The organism is Arthrobacter sp. ZGTC412 (genome assembly GCF_002929215.1).
In the GTDB taxonomy this organism is placed as follows: domain Bacteria; phylum Actinomycetota; class Actinomycetes; order Actinomycetales; family Micrococcaceae; genus Arthrobacter.
On the sequence record NZ_PJII01000029.1, the window covers coordinates 1 to 20722 of the forward strand.

The 20722-nt window shown below is 62.2% G+C and carries 27 protein-coding genes and 3 pseudogenes; 11 read left to right on the plus strand and 19 right to left on the minus strand.

What is annotated here, in order from left to right:
• The first annotated feature begins 620 nt into the window (after positions 1 to 620).
• From CXQ88_RS20660 to CXQ88_RS20670, 3 genes are all read left to right on the plus strand, one after another.
• Positions 621 to 1697, plus strand: a complete 1077-nt coding sequence (locus tag CXQ88_RS20660; RefSeq protein ID WP_104046036.1) for a TRAP transporter substrate-binding protein — start codon at positions 621 to 623, stop codon at positions 1695 to 1697.
• An 860-nt stretch (positions 1698 to 2557) separates the two neighbouring features.
• Entirely contained in the window at positions 2558 to 3916 is a 1359-nt protein-coding gene (locus CXQ88_RS20665; RefSeq protein WP_104046037.1) for a heparan-alpha-glucosaminide N-acetyltransferase domain-containing protein, read from the plus strand.
• Positions 3917 to 3933: 17 nt separating this feature from the next.
• A complete protein-coding gene (locus CXQ88_RS20670; RefSeq protein WP_104046038.1) occupies positions 3934 to 4851 on the plus strand; it encodes a ketopantoate reductase family protein in 918 nt (305 codons plus the stop codon).
• A gap of 319 nt (positions 4852 to 5170) precedes the next feature.
• Here CXQ88_RS20670 and CXQ88_RS22505 read toward each other — a convergent pair whose 3' ends face one another.
• From CXQ88_RS22505 to CXQ88_RS20685, 5 genes are read right to left on the minus strand one after another with little or no spacing between them, the layout of a single operon-like run.
• Positions 5171 to 5338 carry a hypothetical protein gene (locus tag CXQ88_RS22505; protein ID WP_258062045.1) on the minus strand — a complete coding sequence of 56 codons (168 nt, stop codon included), beginning with the start codon at positions 5336 to 5338 and terminating at the stop codon, positions 5171 to 5173.
• Positions 5301 to 5831 (minus strand): transposase, encoded by a 531-nt coding sequence (locus CXQ88_RS22510; RefSeq protein ID WP_306737261.1) that lies wholly within the window; start codon positions 5829 to 5831, stop codon positions 5301 to 5303. Before CXQ88_RS22510 ends, CXQ88_RS22505 begins: the two co-directional genes overlap by 38 nt.
• A complete protein-coding gene (locus CXQ88_RS22515; protein WP_258062046.1) occupies positions 5743 to 5937 on the minus strand; it encodes a transposase in 195 nt (64 codons plus the stop codon). The genes CXQ88_RS22510 and CXQ88_RS22515 overlap by 89 nt, the downstream gene beginning before the upstream one ends.
• Positions 5938 to 5980: 43 nt before the next feature.
• Positions 5981 to 6142 (minus strand): hypothetical protein, encoded by a 162-nt coding sequence (locus CXQ88_RS20680; RefSeq protein ID WP_258062047.1) that lies wholly within the window; start codon positions 6140 to 6142, stop codon positions 5981 to 5983.
• Positions 6143 to 6144: 2 nt separating this feature from the next.
• Positions 6145 to 7386 carry a CaiB/BaiF CoA transferase family protein gene (locus tag CXQ88_RS20685; RefSeq protein WP_104046040.1) on the minus strand — a complete coding sequence of 414 codons (1242 nt, stop codon included), beginning with the start codon at positions 7384 to 7386 and terminating at the stop codon, positions 6145 to 6147.
• On the opposite strand from CXQ88_RS20685, the gene CXQ88_RS22765 reads away from it, so the two are divergent.
• Together CXQ88_RS22765 and CXQ88_RS20695 are read left to right on the plus strand one after the other, a co-directional pair.
• Positions 7378 to 7617 carry an FCD domain-containing protein gene (locus CXQ88_RS22765; RefSeq protein WP_373637817.1) on the plus strand — a complete coding sequence of 80 codons (240 nt, stop codon included), beginning with the start codon at positions 7378 to 7380 and terminating at the stop codon, positions 7615 to 7617. The two genes, CXQ88_RS20685 and CXQ88_RS22765, sit on opposite strands and share 9 nt — an antisense overlap.
• Positions 7618 to 7942: 325 nt before the next feature.
• Positions 7943 to 8593, plus strand: a complete 651-nt coding sequence (locus CXQ88_RS20695) for a matrixin family metalloprotease (RefSeq protein WP_146069253.1) — start codon at positions 7943 to 7945, stop codon at positions 8591 to 8593.
• Between the two features lie 19 nt (positions 8594 to 8612).
• Here CXQ88_RS20695 and CXQ88_RS22520 read toward each other — a convergent pair whose 3' ends face one another.
• Positions 8613 to 8744: a hypothetical protein gene (locus CXQ88_RS22520; RefSeq protein WP_258062049.1), complete on the minus strand. Its 132-nt coding sequence runs from the start codon at positions 8742 to 8744 to the stop codon at positions 8613 to 8615.
• Between the two features lie 742 nt (positions 8745 to 9486).
• Here CXQ88_RS22520 and CXQ88_RS20705 point away from each other — a divergent pair.
• Entirely contained in the window at positions 9487 to 10038 is a 552-nt protein-coding gene (locus CXQ88_RS20705; RefSeq protein ID WP_181037632.1) for a TetR/AcrR family transcriptional regulator, read from the plus strand.
• Between the two features lie 126 nt (positions 10039 to 10164).
• Positions 10165 to 11376 (plus strand): fatty acid desaturase family protein, encoded by a 1212-nt coding sequence (locus tag CXQ88_RS20710; protein ID WP_258062050.1) that lies wholly within the window; start codon positions 10165 to 10167, stop codon positions 11374 to 11376.
• A gap of 509 nt (positions 11377 to 11885) precedes the next feature.
• Here CXQ88_RS20710 and CXQ88_RS20715 read toward each other — a convergent pair.
• From CXQ88_RS20715 to CXQ88_RS20740, 6 genes and pseudogenes are all read right to left on the minus strand, one after another.
• Positions 11886 to 12065 carry a CsbD family protein gene (locus tag CXQ88_RS20715; protein WP_104046045.1) on the minus strand — a complete coding sequence of 60 codons (180 nt, stop codon included), beginning with the start codon at positions 12063 to 12065 and terminating at the stop codon, positions 11886 to 11888.
• Positions 12066 to 12694: 629 nt separating this feature from the next.
• Complete coding sequence (locus CXQ88_RS20720) at positions 12695 to 13003, minus strand: SRPBCC family protein (protein ID WP_306737259.1); 309 nt, start codon at positions 13001 to 13003, stop codon at positions 12695 to 12697.
• A 135-nt stretch (positions 13004 to 13138) separates the two neighbouring features.
• Positions 13139 to 13299: pseudogene (locus tag CXQ88_RS20725) on the minus strand (cold-shock protein).
• 209 nt (positions 13300 to 13508) lie between these two features.
• On the minus strand, positions 13509 to 13691 hold the full coding sequence (locus CXQ88_RS22770; RefSeq protein ID WP_104046060.1) for an Lsr2 family DNA-binding protein: 183 nt from the start codon (positions 13689 to 13691) through the stop codon (positions 13509 to 13511).
• Between the two features lie 260 nt (positions 13692 to 13951).
• Entirely contained in the window at positions 13952 to 14647 is a 696-nt protein-coding gene (locus CXQ88_RS20735) for a potassium channel family protein (protein WP_219816367.1), read from the minus strand.
• A complete protein-coding gene (locus tag CXQ88_RS20740; protein ID WP_104046046.1) occupies positions 14640 to 16070 on the minus strand; it encodes a TrkH family potassium uptake protein in 1431 nt (476 codons plus the stop codon). The genes CXQ88_RS20735 and CXQ88_RS20740 overlap by 8 nt, the downstream gene beginning before the upstream one ends.
• A 444-nt stretch (positions 16071 to 16514) precedes the next feature.
• On the opposite strand from CXQ88_RS20740, the gene CXQ88_RS20745 reads away from it, so the two are divergent.
• The gene (locus tag CXQ88_RS20745) at positions 16515 to 16709 is read left to right on the plus strand and encodes a hypothetical protein (RefSeq protein WP_104046047.1); all 195 of its coding nucleotides are present in this window, start codon (positions 16515 to 16517) and stop codon (positions 16707 to 16709) included.
• Between the two features lie 136 nt (positions 16710 to 16845).
• On the opposite strand, the gene CXQ88_RS20750 is transcribed toward CXQ88_RS20745, so the two are convergent.
• The 6 genes from CXQ88_RS20750 to CXQ88_RS20770 form a co-directional block, all read right to left on the minus strand.
• Positions 16846 to 17415, minus strand: coding sequence for a GAF domain-containing protein (locus CXQ88_RS20750; RefSeq protein ID WP_306737262.1), 570 nt, complete (start codon positions 17413 to 17415; stop codon positions 16846 to 16848).
• Positions 17336 to 17530, minus strand: coding sequence for a hypothetical protein (locus CXQ88_RS22525; RefSeq protein ID WP_104046050.1), 195 nt, complete (start codon positions 17528 to 17530; stop codon positions 17336 to 17338). Before CXQ88_RS22525 ends, CXQ88_RS20750 begins: the two co-directional genes overlap by 80 nt.
• A gap of 132 nt (positions 17531 to 17662) precedes the next feature.
• Positions 17663 to 17818 (minus strand): hypothetical protein, encoded by a 156-nt coding sequence (locus CXQ88_RS22030; RefSeq protein WP_181037633.1) that lies wholly within the window; start codon positions 17816 to 17818, stop codon positions 17663 to 17665.
• Positions 17819 to 17969: 151 nt separating this feature from the next.
• Positions 17970 to 18203 carry a hypothetical protein gene (locus CXQ88_RS22185; RefSeq protein ID WP_146069257.1) on the minus strand — a complete coding sequence of 78 codons (234 nt, stop codon included), beginning with the start codon at positions 18201 to 18203 and terminating at the stop codon, positions 17970 to 17972.
• A gap of 18 nt (positions 18204 to 18221) precedes the next feature.
• Entirely contained in the window at positions 18222 to 18461 is a 240-nt protein-coding gene (locus tag CXQ88_RS20765; RefSeq protein ID WP_104046062.1) for a hypothetical protein, read from the minus strand.
• A gap of 215 nt (positions 18462 to 18676) precedes the next feature.
• Positions 18677 to 18967 (minus strand): hypothetical protein, encoded by a 291-nt coding sequence (locus CXQ88_RS20770; RefSeq protein WP_104046053.1) that lies wholly within the window; start codon positions 18965 to 18967, stop codon positions 18677 to 18679.
• Between the two features lie 184 nt (positions 18968 to 19151).
• Here CXQ88_RS20770 and CXQ88_RS20775 point away from each other — a divergent pair, with 184 nt between their 5' ends.
• The 3 genes and pseudogenes from CXQ88_RS20775 to CXQ88_RS22780 all read left to right on the plus strand — a co-directional run bounded on the left by CXQ88_RS20775 (position 19152) and on the right by CXQ88_RS22780 (position 20578).
• Positions 19152 to 19868, plus strand: coding sequence for a TetR/AcrR family transcriptional regulator C-terminal domain-containing protein (locus tag CXQ88_RS20775; protein ID WP_104046055.1), 717 nt, complete (start codon positions 19152 to 19154; stop codon positions 19866 to 19868).
• A gap of 201 nt (positions 19869 to 20069) precedes the next feature.
• Positions 20070 to 20291 (plus strand): annotated as a pseudogene (locus CXQ88_RS22775) (helicase associated domain-containing protein); the annotation flags it as partial.
• Positions 20292 to 20314: 23 nt separating this feature from the next.
• Positions 20315 to 20578 carry a helicase associated domain-containing protein gene (locus CXQ88_RS22780; protein WP_181037636.1) on the plus strand — a complete coding sequence of 88 codons (264 nt, stop codon included), beginning with the start codon at positions 20315 to 20317 and terminating at the stop codon, positions 20576 to 20578.
• 24 nt (positions 20579 to 20602) lie between these two features.
• On the opposite strand, the pseudogene CXQ88_RS22530 reads toward CXQ88_RS22780, so the two are convergent.
• Positions 20603 to 20722: pseudogene (locus tag CXQ88_RS22530) on the minus strand (succinate dehydrogenase iron-sulfur subunit); the annotation flags it as partial.

The following is a 20722-nucleotide window of genomic DNA, read 5'->3' on the forward strand; positions in this document are numbered from 1 at the left end:
AGAACCCGCACAGTTGACATCCTCTCGCCTGTACTGCGGCAAAGCATCAGTGTGCGGCTGAACGAACGAAGAGTCCAGAAGGTTGCCGGACGAAGCCTCCCGAAGAGATGACAATCCGTGGTTCACAAGGAGAGCAAAATTTTTTCGGACCTGCGAAAACGCCCGGTTCTTCAGGAGACGGAAGTTTTCGCAACCCCTTCTACTCCCGTTGCTTCAAACCCAATAATTGATCTTTCGTCAACCTGCTTGCTTCAATGATTGTGCGATCAACGGCTCGTGGCCGAGGCGCTCTCGAGCTCGTGCCTGCAGCACCCTGACCATTGCGCACCGGCTCACATGTCCTGCCCTTCCGAAGGTAGAACTTCCAAGCACTCTTTGGAGGGCCTCAGCTTCTTCTCAGGTGTTATCGGGGATTATGGAATAACTCCCGATGGATGAACCTGCCAGCACAACCAGCGGGATGACAGTCGGTTCGGGCACGACCATCCCCAGTGGTGCCCGCTCCGGCTGTCCACCACTTGCATACTTCCCGCTGGTGCCGCGTGAATCACTGTCCAATTACAGCCAGATCGCCTCCTTCCAAGGGGGGACGGCGGGGGCTGAACCGGGAAGAGGTCAGCATGTATCCGTTCAGGCGCGTGATGGCGACAGCCTCCATTGCCGCATTTATCACCATCACTACAGCGTGCGGAGCGCCCAAGGCGCCGGACTCGGCAGCTGACAATCCAACCTACTTCACCGTTGCCACGGCCTACGGCGTCGGGCAGCCCGGGGCAGCCCAAATTGCGGAATTAGTCCGGCAGGTCAAGAGGTTCTCCCCGGACGGCAGCATCAAGATAGATACACACCTCCAGGCCGCGGGTGACGCCACCGAGGCATGGAACCAGGCCGTCCTCGAGCTGGTACAGGCAGGAGATGTCGACATGGCCCTGATCCCCACACAGACGTGGGAAGGCGAAGGAGTCACCTCGTTCAACGCACTTTCTGCGCCGTTCCTCGTGACCAGCGATGACGTGCTGAAGCAGGTTGTTGCCCCTGGCTTCGCCGACCCAATGATGGCCGGACTCACACCTGTGGGATTGACCGGGCTTGCCCTCTTTCCCGAAGGCCAGCGGCATCTCTTTTCCTTTGCGGAGCCCATTGACGAGCCCGGCGATCTGGACGGGAAGGTTGTCCGCGCCACCCGATCGGACACTGCCGATGAGGTGCTGCAGTCCTTCGGCGCGGTGCCAAAGCCCTTGCCTGGAAAGCTCTTCACACAGGCGCTGGCAGACAACGCAGTCGGCGCGACCGAAACGTCGTTCGCCCGTGCCGGTGCCCTGACGAAGCCCACGACAGCGACGGGCAATCTCCCGCTATATCCCAGAATCAACACCCTGGTCATCAACCAGAACGTGTGGAATGGGCTAAGCGACGACGAACGCAGTACCCTCGAGCAAGCAGCGGACGCCACCCGTGCGTGGGCCACCGAATCAATGCCCGCTACTGCAGCCGAGGCCGCAGCATACTGCCGGACCGGAGGGACCATCTTCACGGCACCGGCAGAGGGCATCGCCGCGTTCAAAGCAGCAGCCGCACCAACAATCACCAGGCTGGAAAAGGACCCAGAGACCAAAGCCCTCATCGCCAAGATCCGCTCACTGGCCGGATCCACACCCGCCCCAGCCCCGCTGGCCCCCTGCAGCCCCAACGGATAACAGCACGGTAAAGGCCTTGGCGATTGTCGCATCAAGGCAGTGGCAGGCAGCCCGGCACTGGTGGCGGAGCCACTCGGAAAGGCCAAAGCCCCCTTTGGGTCGCCGCCGTCCTGTAGGGCCGGCCGGCCTAAACATTGGGTGTTTACATGGGTGGTCCTGTCCAGCACCATGAGCTACACGCGACTACTGACCCGGAGTAGCCCAAGACTGAAAGTTGAGGGGATAGCCATGGCTGAAAACCCAGAGCGACCTCCATCGAGCGTGCTGCTCTGGATCGTGATGATCCCGCTCGCGGCGGTTATGGTGGCCGCAACTATTTACGTTACTGTCCCTATATTTATCCCTGCGTTGTTCCAGACACGACCTTGAGGAAAGAGTCCCTCGGCCTCCGGCGTGCGCGTCCGGGCTGGTAAAACCCAAGGTGCCAGCTACGGTTCAAGACACTGCCCTGGCGGGGTCCGTCGGTCTGTGAATCGCAGCGGTAGATGGCGCGGTTTTGTCAGCTCTAAGTGGCACCCTGTTGGCTCATGAGTGCTACCTACGTGCGGTCCGCTGGGACATGGCTCAACTGCGCGGTGTTGCCCGCCTGCCTGTCTCAGCTTCCTCTCAGGACCTTGGCGGCATCATCGAAGGCAGCTGGATATGGGATTCAAACACGGAACGAAAGCATCGGACCATGACTGCTAGCGGCAATTGGCCAGACCCAATGTTAGGTGTCCAGTGCAGCCTGCCCAACAGCACTGACCTCATGCCCACAGCCGCTCTCCGGCTGCCCAAGGAGATCTACGGTTTTATGCTAATTGTCGGGCTCATCCGGTGGTGCCTCTCATCACATTCCAGCGGTCGACCTTGTATGCGCGATGTTGAAGCGTACTAAGCGTGCCATCGGGGTCGACGTTGCCCGGGCGATCGCCCTTATCGGCATGGTGGCCGTCCACGGGTTCGGTCGGTCGGATGTCAGCGGCGAAATGACGTGGGCTTTCGCCATCTTCGGAGGCCGTGCCGCCGCACTGTTTGCCTTGCTCGCCGGGGTGTCCATCGCCTTTGTGGAAAGGCGGTCACGGGGCCAACTGTTCGGCCGCACACTGTGGGCCGACCGGGCGGCCCTGGTCGTCCGGGGCCTGCTGATCCTGCTGGCGGGCCTCCTGCTGGGCTACATGGGCGCGCCACTGGAGACCATCCTGCCGTACTTCGGCATCCTGTTGCTGCTGGCCATACCCTTCTACGGCCGCTCGTCGCGCCTGCTGATCGTCTCGGCGCTGCTGTTCGCCATCGTCGGACCCATCCTGCTCCATCTTTTCGGCGGGCGGCTCCCGGAGCAGCCGGATCCGACATCGGATTACACGCTCGTCGACGCATTCAAGTACCCTGTGCCCTTCGTCTGGGACATGCTCCTGACCGGCTTCTACCCGACCCTGCTCTGGATGGCGTACATCTGCGCCGGGATCGTCATCGGCCGCCAGGTCCTGACGTCGCGAAAGGTCGCCCTCGCCATTGCCGGATGGGGGGCCGGCCTGGCCATTACGGCATGGTCGCTCTCGCACCTCCTGCTGGGGCCCCTCGGCGGGATGCAGCGCCTGGCCGGCTCGACGCCGGATATGACCAGCGAGGACATTATCGGTGTTCTCGCTTTCGGGCCCGAGGAGACGCTGATGCCGGACACTACATGGTGGTGGCTGACGGCGGTGTCGCCTTATTCCAACACCCCGTTCAACGTCCTGCACAACCTCGGAGCTGCCATGGCCCTTCTCGGGGTGGTCCTGCTCCTGACCCATTCCGGCGCCAGGATCTTCTCGCCCTTCGCCGCCTTTGGGGCCATGACGCTGACGCTCTACTCCGCGCACGTCATCCTGCTGTCCCTGGACATCCTGGACGCGAACCGGCCACTGGTCGGACTGTGGATTCAGATCATTTCGTTCATGTTGTTCGCGCTGGTATGGCGCAGTTCGATCGGCCGGGGTCCCCTGGAGCTCATCATCTCGGACTCCAGCGACTGGGTCCGCACGAAGATCCGTGCCCCCGGACCAAGGATCCCGGGCTGGCTCAAGAAACGGCGGCACCCCGGGAAAGTGGCCGCAGCGCGCCCGGGCCGACAGCCCGGCACGGTCGGGGCACAACCGGGCCGGTCGCCGTCACCCACGGCGGATGCCAATGCCGGCCCGCCGTCGTCAAAAGCGGAACTGCCGGCAGACGCCGCAGACCCGTCGAGGCTTAACTAGCGTGAGGTGAATCGGATATGAGGATACTGATTGTCGGAGCAGGAGCCACCGGCGGCTACTTCGGGACACAGCTGGTCCATGCCGGGCGGGACGTGACGTTCCTCGTGCGTCCGCCCCGGGCCGAACGGCTGCGCAAAGGGCTCCGCGTCCACGGACCCGGATATGACGAGACCGTGCCTGTCCGCACGATCACAACGGAGCAGCTCGAGCGCCCCTATGACCTTGCCCTGCTCATGGTCAAGGCCTGGTCACTGCCCGCTGCAATCGAGGACATGGCTCCGGCGGTCGGGGCGAACACTACAGTCCTGCCGCTGCTCAACGGCTTGGCCCACCTGGACACCCTGAACGAGCGCTTCGGCAGGGACGCGGTCCTTGGCGGACTCGTCCGCGTGGTCTGCAGGCTCGACCCCGACGGCTCGGTCTTCCAGATGATACCCCACGCGTCCATGACCCTGGGCACCCAGGACCAGCAGCGGAGCAGCTATCTTGCACGCATCGGCCGGGAACTGTCCGCACCGGGCTTCCAAACCATCATGCCCAACGACGTTCTGGCGTCGATGTGGCACAAATGGGCGTTCATCACCGCCGGCGGAATCATCACCTGCCTTATGCGCGGCACTATCGGCAACATTATGGCCGCACACGGCGGCAAGGAGTTTATCCTCGACGTCATCGACGAAACCGAGCGGGTGGCTGAAGCAGCCGGCTATCCCGTATCTGCGGGTGCCCATGCAGCCAGCCTGGAAATGTTCACCGAACACGGCTCCGTCTTCACCTCGTCCCTCTACCGGGACGTCCTGGCCGGCTCGTCACACGAAGGTGAACACCTCGTGGGACAGTTTGCCGCAGCCGCCGAACGACACGGCGTTGAAGTGCCCCTGACCCGACTCGCCCTGACCCAATTACGCGTCCACGACCAAACCAGGCTCCGGTAGCACTGCCGCCGAAGAACCAGATCCCCTCGATCCGACCATCGCCGGCTGGTCATTGGCTACCTCGGCCTGATCGCCGGAGTTCGTCATATTCATCGGCATCATGGGGCTCGCAGCCAGCCAGGCCTGACACCCCTGCCAGCTCCAACCTGTCCGCCCATAAACAGGTCCGAACAAGCCTGACCTCTCAGAGGACAGGCCTGTCAACAGGGGCAGCACGCGACCGACAATACAGGCTTCTCTGCAGCAGAAACCATCTGCGGGGCATGGGTCAAGTCTATTTGCATGGTGTAACGCGGTGGCTGCGTGGTTCTTGGGTTGGCTAGGCGCTGAGCGCCAGGCCGGTGCCGGTGTCCTCCTTCATGTCGGTACCGGCCGTCGGTTCGTTACCGACGGTTTGGGACTGCTGGATGAGATCGTGACCGAGGTAGCGGCGGGACTCGGTCCACTCGTCATGCTGCTCGACTAGGACGGCGCCGACGAGGCGCATAAGCGCCGCCCGGTCCGGGAAAGATCCCGACGACGTCGGTGCGCCGGCGGATCTCCTTGTTCAGCCGCTCCTGCCGGTTGTTGGACCAGACCCGGCGCAAGAGGCCCTTCGGGAAGGCAGTGAACGCGAGGATGTCCTCGCGGGCGGCCTCGAGGTGCTCAGCCGCCTTGGGCAGCTTTTCGGCGAGGGCGTCCAGGACGCGGTCGAACCGGGCGTGCACCGAGGCGGCGTCGGGCTGGTCGTAGACCAAGTGCAGCAGCGTCCTGACCCACGGCCAGGAGGCCTTTGGGGTCGCGCTCATCAGGTTCGCGGCATAATGGGCGCGGCACCGCTGCCACGCGGCCCCGGGCAGGGTCGCACCGATCGCGCCCACCAGCCCGGCGTGGGCATCAGAGGTCACCAGCTCACCCCCAACAGGCCCCGAGGCGGTCAGGCCGCGGAAGAATCCGAGCCACCCGGCGCCGTCGTCCGCGGACGAGGCCTGGATCCCCAGGACCTCGCGGTACCCCGTCGGCGTTCACACCGGTGGCCACCATCGCGTGGACGTTCACCATCCTGCCGACCTCCCGGACTTTCAGGACCAGGGCGTCGGCGGCCACGAACGGGTACGGGCCAGCGTCCAGCGGGCGGGTGGGGAACGCCTCACTCCGGTTTTTTCCCTTGCTGCTGCCAGTTCCTGCTTGTATTCGGGGCCCGGTTCACGGTCCTCGACCGGGTGTCCCAGCTGCGGTAGGAGCCCGGATCCAGCACGGCGGCAATGAGTTCGGCGGCGTCCAGGTGCCGGAGCTTGTCGTCAGTCAACATTCTCAGCTGCCTTCCGTCGGCTGCCCGGGAGCGCTACGGTGATCGGCAGGGATAAGGCCCAGCCACGTCCGGATTTGGTCTCCGTCCTGGTCCAGCAGCGGCGGCGCGGTATGGCTCTTAAGTGTGGTTTCCTCGGTGTCCGCGGCGCTGAAGAACCGCAGTGGTGGACCGGGCAGGCTCACGTTGCCTAGGGTTTTGTGCTCGACGTCCACGACCAGTCCTTGAGAATGGACCTGTTCCCAGGCATAGACTTCGTCCAGTGTCCGGAGCTTGCCTGCCGGGATGCCGGCTTCGTCGAGTTTGGCCAGCAACGGCTCCGCCTCGTACCCGGCAAACACCCGTTCCACTTCTTCGATGACTTTGTCCCGGTTCCTTACGCGGTCTGCGTTGGTCGCGAACTCCGGACGTTGGGCATCAATGCCGAAGGCCGAAGCGAATGTGCTCCACAGTTTTTCGCTGCCCACGCTGATCTGCACACTGCCTTGCCGGCAGTGGAACATTCCGTAGGGTGCAATGGAGGGGTGGTGATTGCCCTGCGCCTTCGGGACTTCGCCTGCGACGGTGGTCCTGGTGCCCTGAAATGCATGAACCCCGATCAATGCAGCGAGCAGGGACGTGCGTACGATCTGTCCTTGTCCTGTCCGTTCGCGTTGCAGCAGCGCTGCGAGCGTGCCGTATGCCCCATACATGCCCGAGAGCAGGTCTGCGATGGGCACCCCGACCCGCTGTGGGTCGTCGGGCCCGGAACCTGTCAGGGACATAAGTCCTGCCTCGCCCTGGAGGATTTGGTCGTAGCCGCTGCGCTTGGATTCGGGGCCGTCATGTCCGAATCCGGTGATGGACAAGACCACTAGGGCCGGGTTCAGCGCATGCACTGCCGCTGTGGAGAAGCCCAACCGGTCCAGGACACCGGGGCGGAAATTTTCGATCACCACATCGGCACGTTGGAGCAACTCGCGCAGGACGGACTGCCCATCATCACTCTTCAGATCCAGCGCGATGGATTCCTTGTTGCGGTTGCATGACAGGAAGTATGTGGCTTGGGGGTCGTCTTCGGGACCTACAAAGGGGGGCCCCCAACCGCGGGTGTCGTCCCCGGTGCCCGGGTTCTCGATCTTGATGACGCGTGCGCCGAGATCGGCCAGCATCATGCCGGCATGGGGCCCGGCGAGGGCTCGGCTCAAGTCCACTACGAGGTAGCCGGAAAGCGGCCCTTCGGTAGGGTGATTGGTTTCATGGCTCATAGTGGGTTTTCTTTCTCTTGCTGTTCGAGGGCCGGGCGGCAGGGGAGTGGGCAGGGCTTTATCAGTCGATTACATCCAGCCGGGGAGGAGATTGTCGAGGCCAGGAGCACACTTGAAGTGAAGCTCGCCGAGCTCGCCGCGGCCCGCCGGACCGATGATGACGTGAAAGCTATTGATCAGGCGCTGCAGGTTATTGCCCCGGCATCCATCAGCGTCTTGATCGGCACTTGAATACCTGCATTTCGCGGAAATCGAATACTTGTTACCTCTTCAAGCGCGTGCTATTGGCTCTTGCCGAATCTACAGATAAATGCGACGGCTACTTAGCGTTGCGATTTCACGTGTAAGGAGGCGGACGGTGCCCACCGCCCTAAAGCTCCCTCATCGTCGATGGGCTACGATATGACAACTTCCGGAGGGAGGAAGTAACTTGTTTCGGCGGCTAACGAAATGCATGGATGCGATGGGCAACGCTCGAAACGGGGGCATCGGTTCCTATCTCCGTATTCAGGGCCAATTTCCTCAGTCTTTTGCGCCTTTGCGCTTGGAGCCGGTCATGAAGCGCACCCAGGCCCTCAGCGTGTTCGCGGTCACTCTTGCCATAGTGGCTTCGGCGTGCTCTGCGTCGCCGGTCCCGGCGGGTCCTGCCCCGGAAGCTCACCCCAAGGAGTGCGCGTTGCTACGAGGTGGCGTACAGCAGGACATGGATCCCGAGGATACGCCGGAGAAGCCCTGGCCTCATACAGACGGAGCCGGAGTGACTGTCATCTTTGAAACCACAGGACTATCCGACCGATACGAGAGACTGGTGCAGGACGCGGCGTCCATCTGGTCTGCCAGCCCGTGCATCGAGGCTTTACCCGCTGCGGAATGCAAGGACGTCGGAAACTGTGTGTCCGTCAAAGAAGAGTTCGCCTCAAACGACGGGGGAACTGACGGTGTATTCAGCGGAAGGGACTCAGGCACCTACCGGTCCGGTGGGACCATCACCCTGTACACGAGGCTACTGGACCGGTCCACCGACAACAGGGCACTCGCCACCATCGTCCATGAGATGGGCCACGCGTTCGGACTCGTGCATCGCCTAGACCGGGACTCGGTTATGAACGAAACCACCAATGGCACGACGAACCCCGTTCCCGACGCCATCGACTTCACAAACCTCGCCGTCATCTACGGGGCGCCTGCCATAGCCAAAGAACTATGAACTTCCGCAGCCAGAGCACCTAGAGGATATGACTGGGGGCTTCAGCGTGCACGGTGCCCACCTTCAACTTGGTGCGGCCCAGCACTCCGGAGCAGATGCTTTGGGACAGGGCGGCAGCGTGCTCCACCGGCTGGCCAACTGAACTGCCCATGCCCCACTTGTTGAGACGGGCATCCAGCGTGCATCTCGAAGGGTGGATAAAAACTAACGGCGCCGAGGTCTGAGGCGCGTTGTCATAACGCGATGGTACAACGGCGGTTCATGGCCGTTCTGACTACCGAGTCTGCGGTGGAATACGCCACAAACGATGGCAGGAAACAGCTCCTTTTGCCGACACTCGCCCACCTCATTAAAGGGCCGATAATTGATATTCCGTCAACATGCCTCGGCCGGGCAAACCCCTATCTGATGATCACGCGGCCGGAACTGGCGGCGACTTTCATCCGTCCATGGCTGGGGTCAATTCAGGTTATCCACGGCTGGAAATTGGGAGCCGTTGGGGTTGCTCCCTGGCAGCAGTAGCGGGGGTAACCTTCGAGAATTGTCCCCGGCTGTGGGCGGGGGACCGGACCTCTCGTCCAAAAGTAGATCAATTTCAGTTGTTCCAGGGACCAAGCAAGGAGCGAGTGGCAGCTTTGGCTGTAGCTCAATCGAAGCTTGGAGCTTGAGAAAAGCAGGCCGCAGCGTACCGCCGGATTGTTACTTGGTGGTGGGGCCAGTGAGCGATGCAGGCTCCCGGCAGGGCTGTCAGATCTCTTTACGACGGGAGTTACTGCACACTTGTGCAGTAACTCGCGTAGAATGGGTTCATGGCACAGTACGGACGCAGTCAGGCCCGCGTGACGCGGAGGGGATCGACCGATCCTCGGGCGAAGGCGTCGCAACGCCTTCTGGTGGAGGCGCTAACGAAGGTAGTGAAGGCTGAAGGCCTCGGTGCCGCTTCCGTGACCCGCATCGCGCGTGAGGCGGGGCTGAGCCGGAGCGGGTTCTATGAGCAGTTCGCCAGCGTCGAGGAGCTCGCGTTATTCATCCTCGATGATCTGGTCGCCGAGATTGCTGCCCTCGATATTGAGGCCCGGACAGTGCACGGCGCCGACGGGCAGGCCGTCTCCGAGTTCGCTCTCGAACTCATCCTCCAGACGGTCTTCGAGAACCGGGAGCTCTACGAGCACCTGCTCCTCTCCGAGCGCGCCGGCGGCACCGTTGCGAAAGCCATCCAAGGGTTCGCCCGGGGCTGCCGCCCGATCATGGCGATCGCCAGACCGCAATGGCCGGACGCGCGAATCGACCTCATGGCGAATTCGTTTGCCGGGCTGATCGTGAGTGGAGTGATGCACGCCTTCAGGACAGGCCAGCCTGATACCGCCCACGACCTTGCACGCGAACTGATCAGCTTCATGCCGCCGTGGCTCTTCGTTCGGGACGGCAGCGGACCCCCGGACTGAGCTGTCCCCGGGTTGAGCCGATGCGACCCTAACAGCTGGCCCCACACCGGGCCGGGCAACTCACCCTCACGGGGCCTTCGGCAAATGCCGGTCCCGTTAACCTCGACCTAGGAGGAGCACCACCGCATGACCACAGTTACCAACAAACCTGACTTTTCCGGGGACGCCGTGCCAGACGGTGCCTCCGCCAAGAAGGCGCCGGGTGCGGTGAAGATCCGCCCCGGCGCTCTCGCCGAGTCCGGAGGTCCAACGCGCCGCCCTCCGTCCGCCGCGCACCTCTCGGACGAAAAGGTCGCAGAACTGGGCCGCGAGTTGGACGCCATCCGTGACGACATCCTTGCCAAACGCGGTGCCTCCGATGCCGCGTACATCCGCCGCCTGATCAAGATCCAGCGCGGCCTGGAAATCTCCGGCCGCGCCGCCCTGCTGGTCAGCAAGAACAAGGCCGCCTGGGTCACCGGCACCACCTTGCTGAGCCTGGCCAAGATCCTCGAAAACATGGAGATCGGGCACAACGTCCTGCATGGCCAGTGGGACTGGATGCGGGACCCGGACATCCACTCCACCACGTGGGAGTGGGACTTCGTCACCCCCTCCCGCGCCTGGCAGCACACCCACAACGACTCGCACCACCGCTGGACCAACGTGGTGGGCAAGGACAACGACGTCGGATTCAACCTGCTGCGAATGGACCCTGAGCAGGAATGGACGCCGTTCAACCTGGGCAACCCGCTCTATAACGCGCTGCTGGCCCCGGTCTTCGAGTGGGGCATCGCTATCTACGATCTGGAGCTGACCGAATACAAGGAAGGCAAAAAATCCAAGGAGGCCCTCGTCAAGGACCTCAAAGCCCTCGGGCGAAAGGCCCTCAAACAGTTCACCAAGGACTACGCCGCGACCCCCGCCGTGGCCATGCTCACCGGCTCCGGCAAGCAGGCTCTCTACGGCACACTGACCGCCAACGCCATCCGCAATTTCTGGGCCCACGCCGTCATCTTCTGCGGCCACTTCCCCGAAGGCACCGACACCTTCACCGAAGAAATGGTGGAAGGCGAAACCGGCGGCGACTGGTACGTCCGCCAGATGATCGGATCCGCCAACATCTCCGGGTCCAAATTCATGCATCTGATGACCGGCAACCTCTCCCACCAGATCGAACACCACCTCTTCCCGGACCTGCCCTCCAACCGGTACGCAGAAATCGCGCCCAAGGTCCGCGAAATCTGCCAGCGCTACGGACTGATCTACACCACCGGCCCCATCTGGAAACAGGTCGGCTCCACCTGGGCCAAGATCTGCAAGCTCGCACTGCCGCCCAAAAAGACTAGGCAGTACTGACGGCTTGGCCTTCCGTCTCTTCTGTGCCTGTTCGAGACTCCGGAGCCAGCAGAGTCTTCGAGCTTCATAAGTTTTGCCGTAAGTGCCGCCACGGCAGCACGGAAGTTCGCACAGCAACTTCTACTCCCGCTGTTGTATAAACGCCGTGCTAATTACGCGGCCGGAACTGGGGGGGGGGGGGGCGACTTTGACCCGTCCAGGGATGGGGTCAATTCAGGTTATCCACGGCTGGAAGTGAGAGGGGGGTAGCTCCCTTGCAGCAGTAGCGGTGGATAACCTATGAGAATTGTCCGCAATTGGCGTCCGGCAGTGACTGCTTCGGAAAATTTGTCCAGCAGACGTAACCGTTCCAGAGCATGCCCGCATCGGGGGCCTCGGTACAGGATACCTACCTCTGACCCCGTCCGCTTGATGCCCGGCCATTCCGGGGACCGGGTCCGGAGACCGTGCTTCCGCTGCGGGGACGAGTCCGCTCCGCCTTTTGGTTCCGGAAGCCGCTGTCCTGGTTCCTAGTCCTTCTTCTTGAAGGCATCCTTTATTTTCTCGCCGGCCTGCTTCAGGTCCGACTTTGCCTGATCGCCCTTGCCTTCGGCCTTCAGGCGGTCATCGCCGCTGGTTTCACCAGCAGTTTCCTTGCCCTTGCCGCGCAGCTTTTCAGCCGCATTACGGGCCTTATCTCCCAAACCCATGGTCTTATCCCTTCGGTCGGAATCCCGGCGGGGACGCCCCGCGGGCTGGCACTTCCATCTTAACCACCCACTTCCAGCTGCGGACCAGTGCCGCCGCAGTAATTTCGTGCCGGTGAGTCACCAGGAGAGGTTTCGTATTGGGGTCACAATCGCCAGGCGGGGACGAGGTCGCCAGGCTGGCTACACGGGTCCTAAAAGGCGTTACCTACTTCCCCCATAAAAAGTAGGTAACGCCCAATGCAGACCCTAACGCGAGAGGACAATCCTGGGAATAGCGGCAAAAGAAACTCAGTACGCACCTGCGCACCCTCCTGTACCTTCGAGCGAGGTGCTACCCATATGGTTTCGCGGGCTTCGACCTAAAAAGACTGCCCAGAGCCTTTTCTGCTTCCCGACCCTCATCAGCGCAGGCAAATGGTGTCCATGGCAAAGGGGATACCAGGCAGGCAACGCCTGCCGGAAACCAAGACTTCCCGGCCTGTTTGGTTCTAATGGACCTCTCCACGCCAGGCGCCGGTTTCGGTACCCCTGGTCTCAATGAATTCCTTGAAGCGGCGCAAGTCCGCCCTGACCTCCATGTTGTCGAACCCGAGCGCGGCGCCGAGCTTCTCCGTGAAGGTTTCCGGAGCTCATTCAAAACGAACCCATACTCGCGTCCCTCCGGTCTGTAGCGGCGTAAAAGTCACGGCGCCGGCGTGTGCCTCTCCGTCGGTGCTGCGCCAGGCAATCCGCTCATCGGGACGCTGTTCGATGATTTCGGTGTCGAATTCCCGCTTGGCTCCGCCGATGTTAACCACCCAATGGTTCGTCCGGTCAGTGAGTTGGACTACGGAGTCCACCCCGGACATGAAATTGGGGAAGGACTCGAACTGCGTCCACTGGTCATAGGCCGTTCGCACTGGGACCTCGACGTCAATGGTTTCTTCGACTGTTTGCATGTTCTCCCCTTCCGAAGACAACATCATCAACGCCACCGCCCAAAGTCAGGCACGTCCGCGTTCGGTATCTCGCTCTGCCGTCGTTAGCTTGATCTAGAGGGGACGGATGTTTTCCGCCAGGGGGCCTTTCTGGCCTTAGACGACGTCGTACTGGACTTTCTGGTTCTCCTCCAGCGAACGGTAACCGCGGAAGCGATCGCGGAGTACTGGGCAAACACATCCCCGGACCCGTCGTCAGGGGCGATAAAACCGAAGCCCTTTTCCACGTTAAACCAGTTCACCGTGCCTGTTGCCATGTGCCACCCCAAGCGACTTCTTCTTCTCACCGCAAGCACCGGCGCACCAGCGGGCGGATAACCATATCCGCTGGTCTCCAACGTAGAGCCGCCTCCCTTCTGGCACAAGAGACACAGCAACGAACGTCACCCACTTTCGAGGTGACAGGGTCTGAGGCTTTTGAATTCAGGAACAGAAATGTGGAAGCAGCGTGGCCGATAGCGGCACACTAGTGTGCCGCGTGGTACTGCGCCATGACTTTGTCGGACACCCGGCTGCGGTCGTTCACTCGAATGCCCTGCTCCACCGCCCAATCCCGGACTTGGGCGGTGGTTGCCTGGTCGCTCCGGGTTGTGGGCCGCCGTTTCGCTGCGATGCTGCGCTGTTTATGACTAGCCTCGATATACGGCAGAAGGGCTTCCCGGAGCTCGTGCGCGTGATGTGGAACTTATCGATCTTGCGCTGGAAGGCGCTCACACTGACGAGGCCCCGATACCGCCACAGGGTTGCTTCCAGGCGTCGGAGTGGGTCTGGATGCGGGTCCCGGAGGGTTGTCTCTGAAGGTTCAGAAGCAGAGCAGAACATCTTGAAGCGCATGAGGTGGTCCGCTTACGGCTGCACGGGTTCAGACGGGCGGACTGGCCATGAATTCACTTCAACACTGGCGTGTAGTCAGGGGAGGGTGCTGAATTTTTCGGCGTCGGTTTTGCTGCCCTGGACGATGATTTGGTCATCGTTGTAGAGGACGGTTTGGGCTGTGGTGTGGCCCCAGGTCCCGCCCAGGCGTTTGAAGGCGACGATGGTGATGCGGTATTTGTCCCGAAGCCCGAGGATGCCCAGGGGCCGGTCCTGTGCTTCGGCCGGTGGGGTGGTGCGGACCATGACGAAGTCGTCTTCGAATTCGACGTAGTCAAGGATGCCGCCGCGGACCAGGTGCGCGACGCGTTTGCCCATGTCGTGTTCTGGCCGGATGACGTGGTCCACCCCGAGCTGTCCGAGGATTTCGGCGTGCGGCTCTGAGATGGCCTTGGCCCAAATCTCCGGCCCCTGAAATTTCAGGAGCCGCGAGGTGGTGAGGATGCTGGCTTCGATGTCGGTGCCAATGCCAACGACGGCACGGTCGAACTCGTGGACGGAGAGCTGACGGAGGACTTCTTCCTGGGTTGAGTCAGCCCGCACCACATGGGTGAGGCGGCCGTTGAAGGACTGGACGATGCTTTCATCCGCGTCGATTCCCAGCACCTCGGTGCCTTGGGCTTCGAGCTCCAGCGCCAGCGAGCCGCCGAAACGGCCGAGCCCGATGACGGCGACGGAGTCAGCCTTGGCGAGCCGTTCCGGAGCACGAGAGAAGATGATTTTCCTAGCCAATGAGTGGCCTTTCCTTTGGGTATTCGAAGAGCACAGGGCGGGTGCGGACCGCGAGGGCCACACCAAGGGTTACCGGGCCGAGCCGGCCGATGAACATCAACAGGATCAACACGATCTGCCCTGCCGGGGGCATGGCTGCGGTGATGCCGGTGGACAAACCGACGGTCGCGAATGCTGAGATGACCTCGAACAGGATCTTCTCCTGTCCGAAGTCGGTGATCAGCATCAAGAACATGGTCGAGCCGACGATCAGGGCCAAAGCGAGCAGGACCACGGTGAGGGCCTGGCGGTGGACGGCGCGGGAAAGCCTCTTGCCGAAAATGTTGACGGCAGTGTCTCCCCGCAGTTCCGTAGTCAGGATGAAGAGCAGGACGGCAAAGGTCGTAATCTTCAAGCCGCCGGCGGTGCCCGCAGGGCCTCCACCGATAAGCATAAGGATGTCCATGCCGAGCCAGGAAACCGGGTGCATCTGGCCAATATCGACGCTGTTGAACCCGGCGGTGCGGGTGATGACCGACTGAAAAAACCCTGCCAGAACGCGCTCACCCGGATGAAGTGCACCCAAGGTGGCAGGGTTAGCCCATTCAACCGCTGTCAGGAAAACAGTTCCACTGATCAGCAGGACCCCTGTACCGATCAGGACCAGTTTGGTGTTCATGCTCCAGTGCACCGGGGTCCGATACCGGCGGCGCAGCTCGAAAAGCACCGGGAAGCCGAGGCCTCCGATAATCACCGCGAACGCAATCGGCAGGCAAATCCAAGGGTCACCGGCGAACCCGATGAGGTTATCCGAATACAGGGCGAATCCCGCGTTGTTGAACGAGGAAACCGAGTGGAAAAACCCATGCCACAGCGCATCACCCCAGGGATAGCCGTAACCGGCCATCAAGCGGGCGGCGAGGACCGCAGTGAGCAGGAGCTCCGTTATCGCAGTGATCGTCAGGACGCCCAGCAGGACCCGGGTCACGTCTCCAAACCCGGTGCTTTTGGTTTCCGTCGCTGTCGTCAGCCGTGAGCGCAGCCCAAGCCTGCGGGCCATCAACACACCCAACAGGGTGCCAAAGGACATCACCCCGAACCCGCCGACCTGGATCAACACCAAAATCACAACGTGCCCAAACCCAGACCAGAACACCGGCGTATCGACCGTGATCAGCCCTGTCACACACACAGAGGACGTCGCGGTGAACAATGCCTCAAGAAAGCTCGCACCACCGGCCCCCTGTTTGGCCACCGGCAGCATCAACAAAACAGTCCCGACGGCCACCGCAGCCGCGAACGCGAGCACGATGACCTGAGCAGGATGCTTCGGGGACAGCGCCTGGGCTGCGTCGTTTGCCACCGACGATGCCGTCCGGAACGTTGCCGCAACGAGCCCGGACAGGGCAGAAATTCTTCGCCTCACAGCGGGCACGAAACGCATAGCGGTCACGCTACCATCGGCATATCGCGTGTGCCGGATCGTGGGATCTTGTGCTGTCATGGTACCCAGCCCCAGCAGTTTCTTATGGCTGGTCAGGTCTGCTGAATTCTGAAGCCGAGCCTTAGTGCCCAGGCGGCGACCTCTCCGAACAGGTCAGCACCTTTGATGATTTCGTCAGTGAAGGCACCGGGGGCGGCAGCGCTTAAGTTCAAGGCACCGGAGGCGTTGGTTCCCTATAAGGGAGCAAGGGCACTCCCACAACGAAAACGACCCCCTGTTTCTGCGTGTTATTTCCTGCACATTTGCTGGTGGCCCCAGTCCAACGTATGAAACGATTGCGTAGTCCTGAGCAAAAGGGACGCATAGAGAGCGGCCAGCGTTAGAACCGCCGCCGCCAAACTGAGAGTAGTTATTGTGGAAGATCCACGACTGACAGCGCGGACCATGATCGAACAAGTCGAAAATGACGTCTATGAACTCTGGCTGCAGTATTACGCCAACGGCGGTAACGCCTCCCAACTCGAATTCGAGTCATTCCTGTACGGGTTGAGCGAGCCAAGCGCCCTGGACCTGGACCTTCTTGAGCTTTCGATAGAAGGGCTTCACGCCCCGAAGGAGCCCGCCGAGCCCGGCCATTGACCGCGCCCTTACGATGTCCTGCCGGCAGGTTGTGACAGCGAGGGCGGTTGGTCCCAGGCCGGGCGCCGGCGCCCTTATTCATCGAAGTGGGTGCGCAGGTTTGGGGTGGGTGTCGCTGATTCCACGACTGTTGCTGCTACGTCCCGCAGTTTGACGTTGCGGGCGTTGGAGGCGCTGCGCAGGATTTCAGGGCTGCGTCCTGGCTGCACCGGTTTTGGGCGATGATGATACCGACGGCGGCATCAATGGCTGTCCGGCTCTTCATCGCCGCTGCCAGGTTGTTTTTCGCGTCCTGAAGTCGTGCCAGGCGCAGCTCGAGCCGGAGGGTCTTGGCGGACTGCTCCGCGAACAGCTCGGCTCTGGTGATGTCCTCGCCGGTGAATCCATGGGCCCGTGAGGAGTAGATGTTCAGGGAAGCCGAAGACTCTCCTTCCAAGGGCAGGGGAACGCTGAGGATGGACCCGACTTTCCTGGTGGCCACGGCGCGGGCGTATTCGGGCCAGCGGTGCTCTTGGAAGACGTCAGGGACGTGCATGGTGGATCCGGTGCGCATGGCGGCGATGCAGGGTCCATCGCCGAAGCGGTACTGGAGTTCGTCCATGACGTGTGCCCGGGGGTGCTGGAGGCTACCGTGACGGGCTTCTTCCGCCGATCGACGGTGACATTGCAGAAGATTCCGATGCGGGCGGGGCGAGGAGGGTCGCAGAGAAGGCGGCGAGTTCCTGGAAGAATTCCTCCGCGTCCGAGGTTTCCAGGACCAGGTCCTGGAGTTGGGAGATAACCCCGTCCTGAAGCTCTGCAGGGGTGGGACAGGTGTTCACTGGGCTCCTTCGGAGAGTTTTCAACGCTTCGAATCGGTGCCGTAACGCCGGGCTGCGACGGGTCAGAGTTGTCGGGGCCGGTCCTGTTTCGGTGATCGGCGCCGTGTCTTATCCCCGGCTCAGGGCTGGCGCCTAGCTGTTGCCGATGTGGACGATGCTGTCGGGGTCTTGTTCGTTGGCGGGCGCGTCGGCGAGACCGGCGGGCGTGAGGTCAAAGTCTTCGATGCCCAACGGGATTGCCCGTCCAGCACTGGCAGCGGCTGTGGTGGTGTGGCTGTTGTTCGTCATCTCTGGGTACACCTTCGGTCTGGTCGGTCGGCCGGGGGAGTGGGTTGGTTGCACTGGGCTGTTGCAGCCGAGCTGCGGTCCGTGCTGGAACACCGCGGGGTGTTGCCGTCATTTGCTCTTTGGGGGCGGGCCGGCCAGCAGCGGCCGGGTGTCACGATTGACCGTCGGGAAGGACGGCGACGTGGCCCGCGGTGGTGTCCAGGACCCTGGAGTGGCGGCACTGCGAACGTCCGACGGCGACGGCGAGAGTGCCCGCCCGTTTGCCCGTGACCGCGGGGAATTCAACCAGGAGGTGTTGATCGGTGTCGCAGTTGGCGCACCAGGGGCGTTTCCCGCGTGGCTGGTGCACGTCCCACGGGACGTAACTGCTTGATGGTGTCGTCATGTTGGTGGGACCCACGGCCTAGTAGCTGTTCAGGAGGTAGTCCGTGGCCGCGGGGCCCTTCATGTGCAGTCTGTTCCCGGGACTGATGCGCTGTCCCATCGCCTCCCAGAAGACGTGCTGGGGCTGTGGCGTGTTTTGGGATATGTAGCACCAACTGGTGTACAAGCCGTAGAAGGCATCCCCGTCAATGGTCGAGTCAGACGCATGGTCTCTGTAGGTGGCTTCGCGGAGGAACTGGTCAAACGGTGATTGGGCCACGATGGCTCTTCTCAACAAGGTGCGGTCGTCGCCGTGGGCTACAGCGGCCTCAAGCTTGCTGCCTTGCACGGGGCAGCAAGCGGAACTGCGGGAGGACCGTGTTCTTGGGCTCCGGCAGGTAAAACAGGGATAAGACGGGACGGCCCCGACGCAGCACCGTTCGGTGCGGCGCCAGGATCAGTCAGTTCCCGGCACGGTGGCCGGGAGAGCGCGTGTTAGGCGCGGTTGTTGTGGGCGTGGTTGTTTTGGGCGCGGTTGCCGGCCTTCGCCAGGCCGCGGGCCACCATCAGGCCGACGGTGAGGAGGGTGATGTACTGCATCGCGTCGTTGGCGTTGAAGACGTCAACCCCGTTTTCGCTGGCGTCGTCCCCGACAACCGCGGCGGTGATGATCGTTGCGATTACGGCTGCAACGTAGACGGCGAACTCGAGGGTACGGGTCGAGATCTTGAGGTCGTGGGCGTTGCGGATCGTGCTGGAGTGCTCGTTCTGGGTGTTTGTCGTCATGTGGTTCTCCCTAGGTAGGGGTGTGTGAGGTGCCCGTGGCGGCCCTGCAAACTTTGATCCCTTGACTGAAACCATGTCGACAACTTCTCTACAATGTAGACTTTACATGTAGACTGGTTAATAAGCAAGCTTACGTATCTCCAATGGGTGGGCCTGAACGCAACGACCAGGACGGACATCCTCCATGACTTCCCCCGACAAATCCAACAACCAGAAAGGCACCCGGAAGGCGCCCCTGAGCAGGGAACTTGTGCTCTCCACCGCGCTGGCGCTGGTCGATGGGAAAGGCCTGGACGCCCTGACCATGCGCCGCCTCGGGCAGGAACTGCAACGGGACCCCATGAGCCTTTACCGCTACGCAGCCAACCGGGCAGCCCTGCTGGACGGGGTCACCGAAGTGGTCATGAACGAACTGGCGATCCTTCCGGAGGACCTGGACTGGCAAGTGCAGCTGCGAAAGATCGCCCACGACTTCCGGCTCCTGGCCTTACAGCACCCGAACGTGCTGCCGCTGCTGGTCACCCGGCCGCTATCCACTCCCCTGGGCCTGCGCCCACTGGGGACACTAAGGCCACTGGAACACATTCTGGCGCTGCTGATAGATGCCGGCTTCGCCCCCGCCGATGCCCTTCACGTCTACCGCGTCTACTACGGGTTCCTCTACGGGCACATCCTTAACGAACTCCAGGAATACATCGTGGACCCGGACGAAAACGAAGCCATCCTGCGACTTGGCCTGCACCGCCTCCCAGCCAAGGAATTCCCCCACCTCCGGGCACTGGGCCCCGCCCTCGCCGACTACGACGGCGCCGCCGAACTCGACCAAGGACTGACCATCCTGCTCACCGGCCTCGCAGCCCAGCTCGCGGCATCGGACAGCCCTCCAGTACCGCAGCCCTAACCCCGTGTCGTCTGTTTCCCCGACTGTCACTCCGGAAGGAAACCGGCGGATGCCTGGACCCGCTGTCTGATCCCGGGGAACTGGCTGGCACAATCCCGATCGCTGCAGCACTGCCAGCCGTGGTGTATGTAATGTGTGAGTGGCTCCGGCAGCTGGCCTGCAGGAGCGGAGGGTTGGGTATTGGAGGGGGACGGACGCTTGATGGCTGCATCGGATGAAGCAGACAGCTCAGGTCAAGGCACGCGCAGCGTCCTCCGCCGTGCCTGGGACGAACAACTTGGTGACTACGTGCGGTTCATCGAGCGGCAGAGTCGGGTACCTTCGCAATATACGGAAGACCCCGGTGAGCGGGCTTTGTCTTACTGGATGCGGAATCAGAGATCCAGCCTTCGAAACGGTCTGCTCCTGCGGGAAAGAATCGCGAAGCTGGATGCGGCCTTGCCGGGTTGGAGCCGTGCCGCCCCGGTGGTTACCGTCCCTCTTCCCGGACCGAGGAGAGGTGGAACCGCCGTCTGGAACAACTCAAGGAGCACGTGCGTTCGTACGGAAGAAATCCCGGCATGGGACGGTCCGGGTCCCCGGAGGAACAGGCCTTGGGCAAGTGGTTGTCAGTCCCGCGTCACTTGCTGAAGAAGGGCGCGCTGTACCCGGAGCGCGCAGCGCAACTCGACACAACGCTTACAGGCTGGCGGCGGCCCCCGGTGAAATGACTCAGCACATCTGTGGGGTTGGTGTCATATCCGTGCGGACAGGATTGCCTGGCTGACTTCCTTAATCGCCTGCGTGATCTTGATACCTCGCGGGCAGGCCTCGCTGCAGTTGAATATCGTTCGGCAGCGCCAGACCCCTTCCCT